General features: G+C 49.7%; 15 protein-coding genes and 1 pseudogene. 8 read left to right on the forward strand and 8 right to left on the reverse strand.

Annotated features, from left to right (window positions below; all coding sequences use genetic code 11):
• Positions 1-22 precede the first annotated feature (22 nt).
• The 4 genes from EBB_RS13375 to EBB_RS26475 all read left to right on the forward strand — a co-directional run bounded on the left by EBB_RS13375 (position 23) and on the right by EBB_RS26475 (position 3647).
• Positions 23-1468: a flavin monoamine oxidase family protein gene (locus EBB_RS13375; protein ID WP_225587434.1), complete on the forward strand. Its 1446-nt coding sequence runs from the start codon at positions 23-25 to the stop codon at positions 1466-1468.
• A 129-nt stretch (positions 1469-1597) separates the two neighbouring features.
• Positions 1598-2227, forward strand: a complete 630-nt coding sequence (locus EBB_RS13380) for a DUF47 domain-containing protein (protein ID WP_192394316.1) — start codon at positions 1598-1600, stop codon at positions 2225-2227.
• A 10-nt stretch (positions 2228-2237) separates the two neighbouring features.
• Positions 2238-3350: an inorganic phosphate transporter gene (locus EBB_RS13385; protein ID WP_192394317.1), complete on the forward strand. Its 1113-nt coding sequence runs from the start codon at positions 2238-2240 to the stop codon at positions 3348-3350.
• A gap of 168 nt (positions 3351-3518) precedes the next feature.
• Positions 3519-3647 (forward strand): hypothetical protein, encoded by a 129-nt coding sequence (locus EBB_RS26475; protein ID WP_306790002.1) that lies wholly within the window; start codon positions 3519-3521, stop codon positions 3645-3647.
• A gap of 168 nt (positions 3648-3815) precedes the next feature.
• Here EBB_RS26475 and EBB_RS13390 read toward each other — a convergent pair whose 3' ends face one another.
• The 6 genes and pseudogenes from EBB_RS13390 to EBB_RS13415 all read right to left on the reverse strand — a co-directional run bounded on the left by EBB_RS13390 (position 3816) and on the right by EBB_RS13415 (position 8993).
• Positions 3816-4400 carry a DUF2799 domain-containing protein gene (locus tag EBB_RS13390; protein WP_195880878.1) on the reverse strand — a complete coding sequence of 195 codons (585 nt, stop codon included), beginning with the start codon at positions 4398-4400 and terminating at the stop codon, positions 3816-3818.
• 676 nt (positions 4401-5076) lie between these two features.
• On the reverse strand, positions 5077-5265 hold the full coding sequence (locus EBB_RS13395; protein ID WP_192394319.1) for a hypothetical protein: 189 nt from the start codon (positions 5263-5265) through the stop codon (positions 5077-5079).
• 79 nt (positions 5266-5344) lie between these two features.
• Positions 5345-5833 (reverse strand): DUF3987 domain-containing protein, encoded by a 489-nt coding sequence (locus tag EBB_RS13400; RefSeq protein WP_192394320.1) that lies wholly within the window; start codon positions 5831-5833, stop codon positions 5345-5347.
• Positions 5834-5893: 60 nt separating this feature from the next.
• Positions 5894-7506, reverse strand: a pseudogene (locus EBB_RS13405) (IS3 family transposase).
• A 54-nt stretch (positions 7507-7560) separates the two neighbouring features.
• Positions 7561-7926, reverse strand: a complete 366-nt coding sequence (locus tag EBB_RS13410; protein WP_192394321.1) for a hypothetical protein — start codon at positions 7924-7926, stop codon at positions 7561-7563.
• The gene (locus tag EBB_RS13415; protein ID WP_192394322.1) at positions 7926-8993 is read right to left on the reverse strand and encodes a tyrosine-type recombinase/integrase; all 1068 of its coding nucleotides are present in this window, start codon (positions 8991-8993) and stop codon (positions 7926-7928) included. Before EBB_RS13415 ends, EBB_RS13410 begins: the two co-directional genes overlap by 1 nt.
• 674 nt (positions 8994-9667) lie before the next feature.
• On the opposite strand from EBB_RS13415, the gene EBB_RS13420 reads away from it, so the two are divergent.
• The gene (locus EBB_RS13420) at positions 9668-10864 is read left to right on the forward strand and encodes a tyrosine-type recombinase/integrase (protein WP_192394323.1); all 1197 of its coding nucleotides are present in this window, start codon (positions 9668-9670) and stop codon (positions 10862-10864) included.
• A gap of 50 nt (positions 10865-10914) precedes the next feature.
• Here the strand turns inward: EBB_RS13420 and EBB_RS13425 are convergent, their stop codons facing one another.
• Complete coding sequence (locus tag EBB_RS13425; RefSeq protein ID WP_225587435.1) at positions 10915-11886, reverse strand: Fic family protein; 972 nt, start codon at positions 11884-11886, stop codon at positions 10915-10917.
• A 156-nt stretch (positions 11887-12042) separates the two neighbouring features.
• Between EBB_RS13425 and EBB_RS13430 the strand changes: the two genes are divergently transcribed.
• A protein-coding gene (locus EBB_RS13430) for an IS3 family transposase (protein WP_192394324.1) occupies positions 12043-13232 on the forward strand; the annotation gives its coding sequence in 2 pieces (ribosomal slippage) (positions 12043-12322 and positions 12322-13232; 1191 coding nt in all).
• Between the two features lie 54 nt (positions 13233-13286).
• Here EBB_RS13430 and EBB_RS13435 read toward each other — a convergent pair.
• A complete protein-coding gene (locus EBB_RS13435; RefSeq protein ID WP_192394325.1) occupies positions 13287-13670 on the reverse strand; it encodes a hypothetical protein in 384 nt (127 codons plus the stop codon).
• A gap of 269 nt (positions 13671-13939) precedes the next feature.
• Here EBB_RS13435 and EBB_RS13440 point away from each other — a divergent pair, with 269 nt between their 5' ends.
• Positions 13940-14587, forward strand: a complete 648-nt coding sequence (locus tag EBB_RS13440; RefSeq protein WP_020482759.1) for a transglycosylase SLT domain-containing protein — start codon at positions 13940-13942, stop codon at positions 14585-14587.
• A gap of 18 nt (positions 14588-14605) precedes the next feature.
• On the forward strand, positions 14606-14917 hold the full coding sequence (locus tag EBB_RS13445) for a flagellar transcriptional regulator FlhD (protein WP_064007904.1): 312 nt from the start codon (positions 14606-14608) through the stop codon (positions 14915-14917).
• Positions 14918-15316: the final 399 nt, after the last annotated feature.

The raw sequence follows: 15316 nt of genomic DNA on the forward strand, positions 1-15316 counted from the left end.
TAAACACGTCGAGACAACACAGATGACTAGCCTATCCCTCAAGCAACTCAACCGTGCCCTCTATTTTAGTGTTTTGGCGCTGTCGCTGAGCCTGCGCTCCGCTACCTTAGCCGCCGAACCGCTTACCGCCGATGTGTTGATCGTCGGCGCCGGCCTATCGGGTTTGAGCGCCGCCTATCATTTAAAGAAAGCCGGTAAAAGCGCCGTGATTTTGGAAATGAGTCCGCGTGTTGGCGGCCGCATCCGCACCGCTACTTACCCGGACGGCACGCATGCCGAAGTGGGTTTGGAAGAGTTTTGGGAAAATAACCCGGCTATCGAGATTTTCCGGGATTTGCATGTGCCGATGGAAACGGCTTACAGCAGTTTTTCCAGTTTTTATTACCAGGGCAAGCTGTATCCGTTTACGCAAAATACCAATGCGGAGTTTCTGGCATCGGTGCTGGATACCGACGAATTGCAAGCCTATACACGCTGGGACGCAAAAATGGCCGAGCTTTACCGGCAATTGGATTTGCGGCCTTTGCCCGAGGCTATGCTGGCGCTGCAAGAGATTTCCTTCGCCGACTGGATCGAAAGCACCAGCGGCCTGTCGCCCAAGGCCCAAGAATTGGTGCGCATCGAAACCGAACCGGAATACGCCACCTCCTGGCGAAAAATCAGCGCGCTGGACGGCATTGCCGAATGGCATTATTTTTCCGGCGATGGTTTGGCGCCCCGTCATGTGGTTGGCGGCAATCAACGCGCCGTGCGGGCGCTGGCTAATTTTATCGGCCGGGACCGCATCTCGCTGAACCAACAGGTCACCCACATCACTTCCACCGACAAGGATGTGGAAGTACTTACGTCCGACCAAGGCAGTTTGCGGCAAAAGATATTCCGCGCCAAATACGTGATCACTGCCATTCCATTGTTCCGGCTCCAGGACATTCAGTTCATTCCGCCGTTGAGCGCCGAGCGAAAACAGGCTATCCAAACGCAATCGGCCGGCGCCTACTTTACCGCGCACGTCACGGTGGATAAAGCCGCCAGCAGCTTCTGGACCCGCGACGGCGAGAGTATATTGCCGATTATGACCGACAGTCCGCTGGGGGTTATTTATGAGGGCGGATCAAAATCCGGCGCCGATGCGCTGTTGAATTTATTGGTCAGCGGTGCGGACGCGGAGCGGTTTAACTCGCGGATGAGCGATCCGGACCAGATTCAGGAAGCTTTGCTGGCGGCGTTTGACAAACAGTGGCCGGGTTTCCGGCAATCGGTCAAACGGATGAGTTTTTACCGTTACCATCCGCGCGCGATAGCGTCTTGGCCAGTCGGCCGGTCGCGCTTCGATAGTCTGTCTGAGTCGTTAAGAAAACCGCAGGGCCGCGTCTATTTTGCCGGAGATTTTACCGAGGACAGCCACTCCAACGGCGCCAGCCTATCGGCAATACGCGCGGTTAAGGACATTTTGCAAAAACCCGATTAACCCGCGTTTGGCAGTGTAGCGCCGGATCACATCCGCTGCGCATGCGGTCGGTAAATTGCCGACAGTTTCTGCACTTGCCGCCACGCTGTTATACAATATGCAACAAAACCGTCACAATTAAGGTACACCATGTTCTCTCTACAAACCATCTTTGGCAAAGGCGATAAATTTTATGGCTTGCTTGAAGCTAGTGCAGAATCGGCACACGCCTCGGCCAAGGCCTTGATAGAACTGCTAAGCACACCCACCACCCAACAGACATTAGAAAAATTTAAACAGGCGCGGCGCCGGGAAAAGAATTTATTCGGCCAAATCAGCGAGGAATTGGTCAATACCTTCGTGACCGTCCTGGATCGCGAAGATATCGAAGCCCTAAACGGCGCGCTGTACAAGATCCCCAAAGTCGTCGAAAAATTTGCCGAGCGTTATACGCTGGCATCGGAGCGGATCGGCGATGTCGATTTCAACAGCCGCGCTGTCATGCTGGAACAAGCCTGCCAAGTTTTGGAACAAATGGTTGGTCAGCTGCGCAAAGGCATGGATTTGGACGAAGTCAAAAAACTCAACGATCAACTGCAAACGATTGAAGCGGAAGCCGACGAACAGATACTTGAGCTGTATCGCGACGTCTACGCCAACGAAACCGATCCGATCCGCTATCTGGTGAAAACCAATTTGTTCGAGATCCTGGAAAAAGCCATTGACCGCTGTCGCGATGCCGGCAACGTGGTTTACCACATCGTATTAAAAAATTCTTAGTGGCTCCGTCATGCTGACATTGCTTTTGCTGGTCATTCTGGCGGCACTGATATTCGAGTTCGTCAACGGTTTCCACGACACCGCCAACTCGATTGCCACGGTAGTTGCCACCAAAGTATTAACCCCCACCCAAGCGGTGATCCTGGCTGCCGTGACCAATCTGGTCGGCGCCTTATCCGGCACGGCCGTGGCTAAAACCATTTCCTCAGGGCTGGTCGATACCGGCATGGTGACGATTACCTCTGAAGTGTTGATTTGCGCACTGACCGGCGCGATTATCTGGAATCTGATCACCTGGGCCTTGGGCTTGCCCTCTTCTTCCAGCCACGCCTTGATTGGCGGCTTATGCGGCGCAGCCCTGGCCGCGGGGCACAACAATCCCGATGTGTTGATATGGTCGAAAACCGCATTAGTGTGGACCGAAAACAAAGGCCTGCTGTGGAAAGTGGTGATTCCGATGATCAGTTCGCCGATTGCCGGCTTTACCTTGGGCATTTTGATCATGGGTTTGCTGATGGCGATCATCAGCGGCATGAATAGTGCCGGAGGCCTGTTGGGGCAAATTTCGCGGCCGAAATGGATCAATGCTTTGTTCGGAAAGGCACAATTGGTATCCGCCGGTTATATGGGCTTTGCCCACGGCAGCAACGATGCGCAAAAAACCATGGGTATCATTGCATTAGCGATTTTTACCGCGAACAACGCCGGCACGCTGGATCAGTTACCGGGTTGGGCGGAATTCCTGCGTCCGGATGGCGGCGAAAAGGACATCGACACCTGGATCGTTTTTAGCTGTGCTTTGATCATGGCGCTCGGCACGTCGGTAGGCGGCTGGCGCATTATCAAGACCCTTGGCCACAAAATGGTCAAGCTGCATCCGATAAACGGCTTCGCGGCGGAAACCAGCTCCGCAACCATTCTATTGGCCGCCGCACATTTCGGCATGCCGGTTTCCACCACGCATAGTATCTCCACGGCGATCATGGGTGTCGGTTTTGCCAAAAATCCCTATACCCTGAAACTTTCCGTGATCGAACGGATTGTGTGGGCCTGGGTTCTGACGATTCCCGCCGCCGGCGGCATAGCCTGGGGTATGGTGAGTTTATTGCCACTGTTGCAGTAAACCGCTAATTTGACCATCAGCTTCATCATTGACTATGCAAATTCTCCGGGTAATCTGTCGGACGAGGGAAACTAATGTCGTAGAAACCTATTCTTGTAGCCCAGCCAAAAAATCATTAGTCACCCCATAGAAGTAACAAGGCGTTTTCCTAAATGAAAGGTGGCTGAAATGATGAGAGAAATACTGGAAGTCGTAATGCTGTTGGGCTTGATGGGAGGCTTGTTTTTCGTGAAACATGAGTTCGAGAAAGATAAGCAGGAAAGACTGAGTAGCGGCAAACCCGAACCGAGAGAATGAGTTAAGTTAGGGCCAACAGGAAAACACGCTGCCAGGTAACTTAAAGGCAGAGTTAATTCAAAAATGATGAATGCCTGGCTTGCATAACAGATACAGCGTTTTGATAACGAGTTATCTGCGCTTGATCCGGATACTTGCAACGCATCGTCCCGAATCCCAAGTAGCGACTCAGCGATAAGACTGAGACTCATGGCGAAAGTCGTTGAGTTGCCGTTCGTGGTAGTAAAGATCATCCCGAGCCCGGTCTCTGTTACGCCGCAACTGACTTATATCGTTACGAATTCTGGCCCGGTCTTTGTCGTTTAACTTGTTATCCCCCAAGCTGATTTCTTTGCTGGAAAGTTCGTTATCTATCCTATCCAGTTCGGCGCGATCTTTATGCACAGCGTAAGCCGCTGAATGGTAACGGCTGAATACACCGTCAATCGATGGCGGGCAAACATGGCGGTAATCATGTCCTTGCAAACCCTCTTCAAAAGCATTATCGATCCGACAGTATTCTCTTATACCCTGTTCGCGGCCAGCAAAATACTGCGAATCATTCACCGCAACACCGTATTCGGCGCATGCTTTTCGATGATCACTTAGCCGCTCACTGGTCTCTCCAGAACGACCGTCTTGAACCCCTAAACCAAACCAGTCGCCCCGCTTGCAGTCTTGTTGGCTAAGCGTTGCACAGCCGGTAAAAAACACAACACATAAATACCCCGTTAAGCGCTTCACCATGATTTTGCCTTCCCAATAAAGATTCACCCCACCGCCATAACAGCCGCAATTGCTTGAAGCCCCCAAACATCCTGAAACCATTTCAATTAGAACTGGAATCGCTGGAAATTATAGTCAACGTTGAAAATTAGACGAACAGATGCCGGTAATCATCAGCCAAACTAAATCTGTTCATACCGGACTGATTAGGATGGCATGTCGGCCCACAACAAAATCGATTCAGGCCAAAATGCCAATGACTACTACCGGGAAAGTTTGGATGGGTAAGCCGGTCAAAACCATCAACTGAACCCCGTATTAAGAACTGCAACACGCCATGGCCTCTACGTGATGTGTCAGAGGCTGTGCAGTGCGCTATATAAGATTATTTCCAACGGCGGTTGAATGTCCGACCGTAAATAGATAAGCGTAATCGATGCAGCGTGATCATTACCACCCCGGATTCATCGCGATGGCAACCGAATCCAGGGTGCGAAAGATCTTCAAAAAAGACATGGTAACGTTTAAGTTGTAGCTCTGCCGTCATCGTATTTCTGATCCTATTGCTGTGAAGACGTAGCCACTATAGTCTCTAAAATAAAGGACTATTTGATCTACAACAAACATTAGCATAATCCTATATTCTACGCGCCAGCCACTCCCAAACCGGGCATTTTACTTCCGGTGTGAGCATGGTCGATGACCGTCGAGCTCTCAGATCGTTCTAATGAGAAGCCCAGTGCTGGCGAATAGTGTCCGCATGTGCCATCAAATCATTAAACGCTTGAACACAATCTCGATGGTAAGGATGTCTTTTGTTATTCAGCGGGTGGCTCAGGTCTTCCATCAATTCGTTAACCACTTGTTCAATCTCCAAAAGCTCCATCGGCTTCTTATTGAAAAATTCGCTCATTTTTCCTGACTCATGTTTTTATTTATTTGAAGCTTTAGCTTACAAATAGGTTATGACATCAATGTGACAAAAAGCGAGTTCAACTTTTATGCAGAGCATGGCGTATGCAAAAGCCCACCGTAAGCGGGCTCTCGTGTGACGCTATTGTTGTTTTTTCAGACAACCCATAGGACTCAACCCCAGCATTTACAAGGCTTCCGGTTGCCGGTTTGCGCTCCATGTTCAGCCAGTTTTCATCAATCAGGATATTGCAGGCCGCGTCGACTTCGTGCCGGTCTTTCAGTCCGTGCCAGCCCTTGTCATAGACCGCCTTGCAGGTAAACGGACTAGGCAAAGCCTTTGCTTTTATCTTGTCGGCCAATCTTACCGCTGCTTCATGCTCTGGACTCTCAGCCATGGCATAAATCCGCCTTGCGTGGCTTTCCAGATATTTGCACCAATCAACCGCCAGCCGTGCCGCTGCTGCCGATACGTTGCCGCTTGCTTTACCGTCGGCAATGTCGATGCAATGGAATATCAAGGCAAGGCCGGGCATCAATGAACGAAACTTGCCGAAGTGTTCCACCATCAGCGGAAAATTTCAAGCTAGTTGTCGCCTCAATGCAAAAACTCATGCGGCTATATTGCCCTAGCTGGCGGCCTCCTGGATTGTGGTGTTGGACGTGTGTTGCGTATCGGCCCGATCGGGATTGAGATACACAGTATGGACGCGGTTCCAGCGGCGGGTCTGTCGGCTCCAGCGCCGGGGGGTTTGAGCCTTGGCTTGTTCGTACAACGCCTGGCGTTGAGCAAGCAGGGCCTGGTCCAAGCCGGCATGGCGTTGCGCCGGGGTCACGAAGCCGATGGCGCTGTGGCGGTGTTCGTGGTTGTAACCTGAAGGTCATAAATACCACTGCACGAGATCAGCCACCCAGTGCCGGGCGGACGTTAAGTCGGCAAACGGTTGCAACGGGTATGGCGGACGGTATTTCAAGGTTTTGAACAACGATTCCGAATAGGGGTTGTCGTTGCTGACCGCCGGTCTGCTAAAGGACGGCATGATGCCGAGCCGTTGCAGGGTGGCCAGCATCGTGGCGCCTTTCATTGGGCCGCCATTATCCGAATGCAGGACGACCTGTTGGGGCCGCAGGTCTTCGCGCTGATAGATGTCCCGTAACAGCTCGCTGGCCAATTGGCCGCTTTCTGCCTCGAACACCTGCCAACCCACGACCTGCCGACTGAAAATATCCAGGAACAGGTAGAGATAGTAGAACCGGCCTTTGACCGCCGCCGGCAGATAGGTGATATCCCCGCTATAGAGCTGATTCGGCGCGGTGGCCGTCAGCGCCTTGGGCTGGGTACGGGGCTGGCTGGGGCGCTCGCTACGGCGGTGCTTCAGTTGCCTTGCGGCTTTCAGAATGCGGTAGAAGGTCGATTCGGACGCCAGATAAATCCCTTGGTCGGCCAGGCGCGGCACGATTTGGCTGGGCGGTAAATCGGCAAACTCAGCCGAATTCGCGACGACCAAGAGGTGACTCCGCTCCGCATCGCTCAAGGCATGCGACGGCGTATAGTGCCGTTGCGGCCGGCGGTCTTCCGTCAATGTTTCCCCGGCCTGCCAACGTTGCAAGGTGCGCGGGCTCAGGCCCAGTACGGCACAGGCTTGGTCCTGGCGAGCACCGGCCGCCGTGGCTTCGGCGACTGAGTCGACCAGCTGCTGGCGCTGCGGAAGGGAGGTCATTCGACCGCGCCCACCCAACAGCGCCCGCACCTTTTCTTGTGCCCTGTGGGTATTTGCAGGATCAACAAGGCAGCGGCTTCGGCTAGTGCTTTCTCCTTACGCTGGAGTTCGCGTGCCAGACGCTGGTTCTCGGCCTTGAGGCTACGCAGATTCTGGCTTTCTTCGCGATCAGGACGCAACCTGGCTGAGGCGCAAAACTCGCTTTTCCACTGCGCCAGTTGATGGGTAAATACGCCACGCTCCCGGCACCAGGCATTCAGCGCCTCGCCGCTCAAACTATGGCTTTCCTGGAGGGCCAGCAAACGTTCTTCGGGCCGCCAATCTTGAGGCCGCTGGGCGGACTTGGCTGTGACAGGACGGTGATCGGTCGAGGAGGTGTGGCTCATCCAGGTTTTTAGGGTATGTATGCTCAGGTTTCATTCATCGGCAACCGTTTGAATGGATCGGTTGCCCCGGCTGTAGACTTTCGCCAACGCTTGGTCTTTGAATGCATCAGAATACTGCTTTTTGGAACGGCTCATGGTTCATCTCAAATTTCAAAAGGAATGGAAATTTGAGGCGACAACTATTCTGACTCAGGGGGGGTGTATTTCTCCACACCATGTAACGCATTTCAATTTGTCCTGATTGTCTAAATAATCATGTAAAGATTCTGGTAAGGCCAAATTATTAGACCTTGCTAGGCTGAAAAAATTAAGCGGGGCAATATTCTTATACTCAACCGAACCGTTATTATTTATCTTTCTGGCTTTTAGCTCGTTGCTTTCAAACCATTGCACGGCTTCCGTTTGTCGCTCCCGGTATTCATCCCCGCTTAAATCTTGCCACCATTTCGTATTTATATCGGCGGTGTTTGGATTTTCGCCCATTGCCAACAGCAAGCAATCATCAAGGGTAATTTGCTCACGGGATAGCCAGTCATTCCATTTAATGTCACCCATCACATGCCCCCGAAAATCTTGGCGTTCATACTGGCAACCACATTGCTTACATGGCCGTCTGATAAGTGAGCGTACCGCTTCACCATGGCTAGGGTTTTATGCCCTAAGACTACGGCAATCTCGGCCAAACTAGCGCCGTTCATGGCTAAGTAAGACGCGGTGCAGTGTCTTAGGTCATGCCAATGAAAGTCATTAATTTCTGCGGTTTTTAAGGCATTTTCGAAGGGTTTTCTAAGGTCTATCGGCTTGTCGGCGTGAATGGTGCCAGGGAATAGCAAATCTGTATCGAGGCGCCTAATCTTGGCATGTTCCCGTAACAGTTCCAGACCATGACCGGCTAGAGGAACCCGCCGCCGTTCGCCGTTTTTGGTTTCATGAAGAATAATGAAGCCGTCCTTTAGGTTCACGTCCTGCCATTTTAGGCCCATCAATTCACCTTGGCGCATACCAGTAGACAGCGCCAAAATGACACACAGATAAAGCCATTCGTTGCTTGATTGCTGGCAAGCAGTCAAAAACCGCTGGCGCTCGTTGTCATCCAAAAAGCGAACCCGCCCGCGTGACTCTTTCGGCTTTTTAACGTTCCGCATTGGTGAGTCTTCAAGCCATTGCCATTCATTCACAGCAATAGTGAAAGCATGGGACAGGGCCGCCATGTATCGAACAACCGTGGCCGGGCTTCGTGGAGTTCCTCGGTAGGTTTCGCCGCTGGCCAGTTCGTCCCGATACTGCACAATCATGGCCGGGGTTATGTCGGATAGAGTGTAAGCGCCGATTTTGTCTTTCCACCATTCAAGCTGTTGTTTTTGCTTGTCGGCCTGCTTGGGCTTGGTAGGCAATACGTCCTTAACGTATCTTTCAACCATTTCGGCCAAGGTATGCTTTTTGGCTTCGGCTGTTTTGAAGTGGCGTCCTTCCCTAATTGCTGATTCAGTAGCCGCCGCCCATTTCTTGGCATCGGTCAGTCGCTCAAAGGTTGCAGATTGCGCCGGGTAACCTTTCAACCGGACTTTAACGCGATAGGATTTATCGCCGGTGTCAGTGGTGCGTGTTTCGATGGTTGCCATATAACCCCCCCTTGGGGCAATGGCGGTATAATTTGCGGTAGCCATTGCTTAACCCGTTCTGTTAAGTGGTGGTTAGGGTCTGGCGGTGTTGGCAGCACTTCCAGGCCCGTTTTTTTTGCTTCGGTGAAATACTACAACAACACGCAAAAAACAGAAACATATGATAGATAATCACCCGTCCCTATATATAAATCCAATTTAAACAAAATGTTAAAAACAATGAATAAATTAAAGGGACACTATTGGGACAATTACAAATAAAAAGTGGTCAGTTTGGCGACTTTTAACCGGTCTGCAAGTGGTTTGTTTCAGGTGAATTTAGCGGTTTTAGCTGGTGCTAGGTAGGCGCGTTCTTAAGTAGAAATTCGGCCTTTTGTTTTGCGGTTTGTTGTGGCTTTTTATTTTTAAGTGTCCCGCCAGTGTCCCGAACAGGCAAAAAAAAGGGCCTGTATCGCTGCAAGCCCTTGATTTATTTGGCTCCCCCGGACGGGCTCGAACCGCCGACCTAGTGATTAACAGTCGCTAAAGACCATGTTTCCATGTATTTCTGCAGGTTGCAGAATATTCCTAAATGCCCGATTATATTGAACTTTATCACATCTTCCGTTCATGGTTGTTTCATTCTGTGACCTTATGTTGCGGAATTCAAGTGACCACAAAGTGACCACGAAATTATGTTTACTGACAAATCGATCAAAGGACTTAAGGCAAAACCGTCGGCATATAGACTTTATGAAAAAGGGCCCGATAAAGGCTTTGGCGTCAAAGTGACGCCAGCTGGAAGCGTAACCTTTTTTATTCAGTATGCAGGTCCAGATGGTAAACAAAAATTCGCAAGCCTGGGCCGGTATCCATCGATTAGTCTATCTGAGGCAAGAGATAAGTGTCGTGAACTGAGACGGGAGATCGATCGCGGAGTTGACCCACAATCCCGCATTGAGCTGAGACTTGGCAGCGTAGCTGATTTGTTTGATTACTACATCAAGCACATGGTTGATTCAGGAAAGCGAACTTTTGAAAAAGTCGAGGCCGATCTTCATTACAACTGTAAAGACATTTTGGACTTACAAGCTAAAGACGTAACTCCAGCCCATATAAGGAAAATACTTTACACCATTATTTCGCGAGGCTCGAATGTTCAGGCTAATCGGATTCGGTCTTACTTAAGAAGAGCTTTTGAATTAGGGGTTTATCATGATAACGACCCCAAAAACCTATCAAATGATTTTACCTTTCAAATACAAGCCAACCCGGTTGATGCAATTCCAAAGGATACCAGTGCCGAAGTTGCAGGAGAAAGAGCCTTATCATTTGCCGAAATTAAAGTCCTTTGGAACGAAACATGCCTTCATGAGCAATTCCATCTAGCTACAAAACTACTACTCCTATATGGCTGCCGTTCTTGGGAGCTCTGCGGCGCAATGAAACATGAGTTTGATTTTGAAGCCATGATTTGGAGTGCCCCGCCAGAACGCGTGAAAAACGAACGCTGGCTGATATTGCCTATTACTCCGTTGGCTAAAAAATTACTTAATGAATTATGGCCATATTCTGGAAACTCTGACTATCTTTTTCCAAGCCGATATAATGAAGAAAAACCGATACACAAAACATCTTTGGCGCACGCAATAACTCGAATAAACAGCATAGATACTTTTACACCGAGAGATTTAAGAAGAACAGTAAAAACTCGTATGGGAGAAATTGGCATAGAAAAAAGCATTAGAGATAGGATACAAAATCATGCTCTAAATGACGTAAGCTCAAAACATTATGATAGATATGATTATCTACAAGAAAAACGAAGCGCTTTATTAAAATGGGAAAATCACTTAATCGAGTTGAATACTCATAAAAATACGTTCAGTTGATTTTTATTAGATCGACAATAAATTAGCCATTAATTATTTTTTGATTTAATTCAATCAATGAATTTTATTCTTTTTTCCTGCCATACCGAAAACTCCAGAGGACGCAAGCCAAAACGGATAGCATTTCCTGCATGTAACGTTTTGAGTTCGTTTTGTATCAAAATAATGAATTTCTGCTTGTCTTCCTGGGACACAGAATTTGGAATGCCTGCCAAGATTGATGCTGCATCTGTCGCCAGTCCATCCCGGACAATGGCTCTTATAACCTCGGCCAGTTCGTTTCGGTAACGTAATCTAACGATGTCCGGCGGCACGAGCTGCTGTTGCACGGCGACGTATTGCTGACAGGAACGCTCGTACGCCCAGATATAGACATCTCTTAACAATTCAATTCGATTCAGCTCGTAGACGCCGAGGACTGCATCCACATAAGCCTGTTGCGGCACGTCGATAAAGGACAGAGGACAGAGATTGTGTTGAATCAGCGGAATATTGGCTGCCAACCGCGAAACCCGTTTGTTGACATCTTCGAAAGGCTGCAAATAGGGCAAATGCACCATCAGGAAAAACGATTGTTCAAATGGATCGGCAATTTCCGCCGCCATGCTTATGACAATCCCGAACAATTCCTCAATCCGCTGCGGCATCGCAATCGGCAAATAAACACTGCCGCCGATATCGACCGCCCGATTACGCAGGCGACCACAACTCATTGGGTCCGCCAACAAACCATCCGATAAAAAAGCATGTAAGGCAACGATGGTTTCGGCCGTAACACCGGCATGCTCGGTATCGCGTACCAAATATTCAATGGCCGACTTATGATTGAGGATCATCTGGGTTTCCATGACATCCTTGCCTTCAGCCGCCTGACCGAACTCAATCAAGCGTTCAGTATCCAGTCGACTGTAGGTATTGTCTTCCAAGCGGGAAGAAGCCCAAGAAAGGTCGATGAGCAGGCGATTCAGAATGTCACGGGCAAACGTTCCTGCCGGGGTTTGCTCAGACGGCGACCTGCCCAAGGTATGTAATTGTTCGCGTAAACCAGCTGATAAGTAATAGGTGTGGTTTGGATAGTACTGCCCCAGGAAATCCGGTTGGTAGCTGACGGGTAAAGTGGACCCCGAAATCCGGACAGTAGTTTAAGCTATGCCCTGACGGAAAATAATAGGCAGGAAATGAGCGAAAGCAAACGGAAGATATTTACCGGGGCCCAAAAAGCCAAGGTTGCCTTGGAAGCGGTTAGAGGCACGAAGACGATCAATGAAATTGCCCAAGAGCACGGCGTGCATCCCACCCAGGTCAGTCAATGGAAAAAAGAATTGCTGGATAATGCGGGCAGCCTGTTTGAAGGTAAGCGCGGGCCGAAACCGGTCAATGCGCAGAATGATCCGGACCGATTGTATGCGAAGATCGGGCAACTGAATATGGAACTGGACTGGCTTAAAAAAAAGTCTGGGATCAGCCTGTAGAAGAGCGTCGGACCTGGATAGCACCCGCTGACGAGCTAGCGTTATCCACGCAATGCCAGTTGCTCAAGGTCACGCGTTCTGTGGTGTACGAGCAGAAAAATCGTTTGCTGAAAGCCGTAGATGAAGATGAATGTCTGTTGCTGCGCTTACTTGATGAGGAATATACGCGGCACCCTTTTTATGGTTCTCGGCGGATGACGAAGTACCTTTGTGGCTGCGGACAGGTGGTGAATCGCAAGCGGGTTCAGCGCTTGATGCAAACCCTCGGATTGGCGGGGATGGTTCCCGGCCCCAATACCAGCAAGCCACATCCGCAGCACAAGATTTATCCGTACCTGTTGAGGGGCGTCGACATCATCCGCCCCAATCAGGTGTGGAGTACCGACATCACCTATATTCGGTTGCCTCGCGGCTTTGTCTATCTAGTGGCGATCATCGACTGGTACAGCCGCAAGGTGCTGTCATGGCGATTGTCGAATACCATGGATGCCGGGTTTTGCGTGGACTGTTTGGCAGAAGCCATCAAGGCCTACGGAACGCCAGAGATATTCAATAGTGATCAGGGATCGCAATTCACCAGTGACGCTTTCACCGGCGTACTGATCGAGCACGGCGTCACGATCAGCATGGACGGACGAGGCCGGGCCCTGGACAATATTTTTGTCGAACGGCTATGGCGAACGGTGAAATACGAAGAGGTGTATTTGAAACAGCACGGTAGCCTGCAGGAATTGTTGATGGGCTTGACTCGCTACTTCATGTTTTACAACGAAGAGCGGCTGCATCAATCGTTGGGTTACGAAACGCCAGAAGTGGTGTATCGGACGGCTGCGGGCGGTGGCGCCAAGATTGTGGATAAATTTAACGAGGCGATGGAAGCGTCAGCTCTTGTGTAGAAGTATTGGGACAGCGCCATTCAGCTGGAGTGTGAACAGGGCTCTATCTTAAACTCAGTCATAATTTGTCTGGACAATGGGGTCCACTTTAGGGAGGCCTTTGAGTTCGTGGTTGACGAATAAAGAACTTGATCTCTTCGCCTTCAAGCGAAATGGGAATGTAAACTTCGTCAACGCCTGCCGGTTTGAGTCATCCACACCATCAACTGTGGCGATACCCGTACCAGGCTTTACGACTTTATACTTCAGTGCTCGTCCATCACCTTCGCTAACAATGCGACGCTCTGCCACCAATGTGGCCAATCGACGTTGTAAAGTGCGGCCCTTAATTTCGAAATCTAGCCATTGCGCAATGTCTTTCGCGCCAATACCTTCGGGATATTGAGCAATCAGCTTTTCGATTCGTTCCAGCTCTTCTGATGGCACTATTTTTGGCATGATTTGATTTTTGGTGTCGCGATTAGTTTTAATGCGCCATTTAATATGTCATTAAACCAAAAATCGCGCCATAAAAACATCCTGGTTGCACATTTAAACTTAATCCAACTTCAGTCCGCTCCAGTCATCACGCTCCGTACCGACCGCAAGATCAAGCAAGGCCAAATTCAGAGGACCAGCGAAAAACCACGAAAAGAGCGGTTTTTCGAGCGTATAGAATTTTTGGCAACGTCGTAAACTCGCATCAAGACCATTACGGCGAGCTTGCGATGTGCAATATTCCTTCAAAAAATCTTAAGCTTCAGTTTCCATTTCAAAATGTTGTTAAGCATTTTCGGATTGGCATGATTGTCGGCTTTTGCATCATCAGCCAACCCATGGAATCAATGGCTAATGGAGCCATTCAAATAAACAGCAGCAACCAACAGTCTCCTGGTTCAAAAACCACATTACGGAACACGCTGTGGGGCCAAGTTGCTCGGAGACATGGCATTGACCCCTACATTCTCTATGCCGTTGCGCTCACCGAATCGCGAAAAAACGATGACCAGAATAAAGTCATACCCTCGCCCTGGGCCATCAATAACGCTGGCAACGCCTATATTCCTGGCAGCCAGCAGGAAGCCGAAGCATTGCTCAATCAATTGATGGATCAAGGTAAACGCAATATCGACGTTGGCATGATGCAAGTCAATCTTCGGTGGCATGGCCACCGTGTTGCGAAACCAGAGCAACTCTTGATACCAAGCACCAATCTCGAAATCGGTGCAAGTGTACTCTCCGAGGCCATCCAATCAGTGCCTGGCAATCTTGCACATGGCATAGGCCGATATTTCAGTTGGAAAAATGAGCCGGCAGCCATCCAGTACGGACGGAAAGTTATTGCCCTGGCAAATCAAATTCGCGCAATTCTTTAGCCAATCGAGGATTGCAGAATGGATGAGAATCTCTACAAACTCAATCTCGACTACCTCATTGTCGCTCAATCCTTAATTTTTTCCGGCAGCGAACAGAAAGCCATGTTCTGCTTAGGCTTAACGACCGAAGCGGTTTCGTTACTCCGAAAGATGCCACTCGCACAATTAAAAAGCTTGGCTAGAAGTGATTGCCTGACCTTTGTCCCCCGTTTCAATCCTCATAAATGGAGCAAATTTCTAAACGTCGAAAAAAATGAAGATCCCAATGCACTCGACGCACGAACCATCGACCTTCTGATGCTCTTGTCTGCCCACCCACCTGAGTCATGAGCAACCATTGCCCATTTGCTACTCGGCTTAAAGATCAGTATTGGGCTTATCAATTGCTGAAACGAAGATTACGCACAAAATTTGCCGGCCGGGTCATCAAAACCCTTCGACAGAAAGACTTATGTAATCTCTACTTTTCCCTACACGGAGAAAGTCCGGTCGCTGGCCTAGTCCCTAGCATCCTAGCAATGCCACAGTCACGTGAGTCGTTTCTTTACATGGCGCTATTTGCATCAATCTATCGAAGCGCTTGCTCAAGTGCTATCTCCGCCGAAATGGACCTAAACGCCCTAGTGTTTGCCTGGGATACTTTTTGTGCATTCTATCCAAGCCATATTCAAGAACGCCGACCGTTTGGCCGCATACGGCCAGCAAATTTCGATGAAGCCTGGATTATCA

It is taken from the genome of Methylomonas fluvii (assembly GCF_014850975.1).
Classification (GTDB): domain Bacteria; phylum Pseudomonadota; class Gammaproteobacteria; order Methylococcales; family Methylomonadaceae; genus Methylomonas; species Methylomonas fluvii.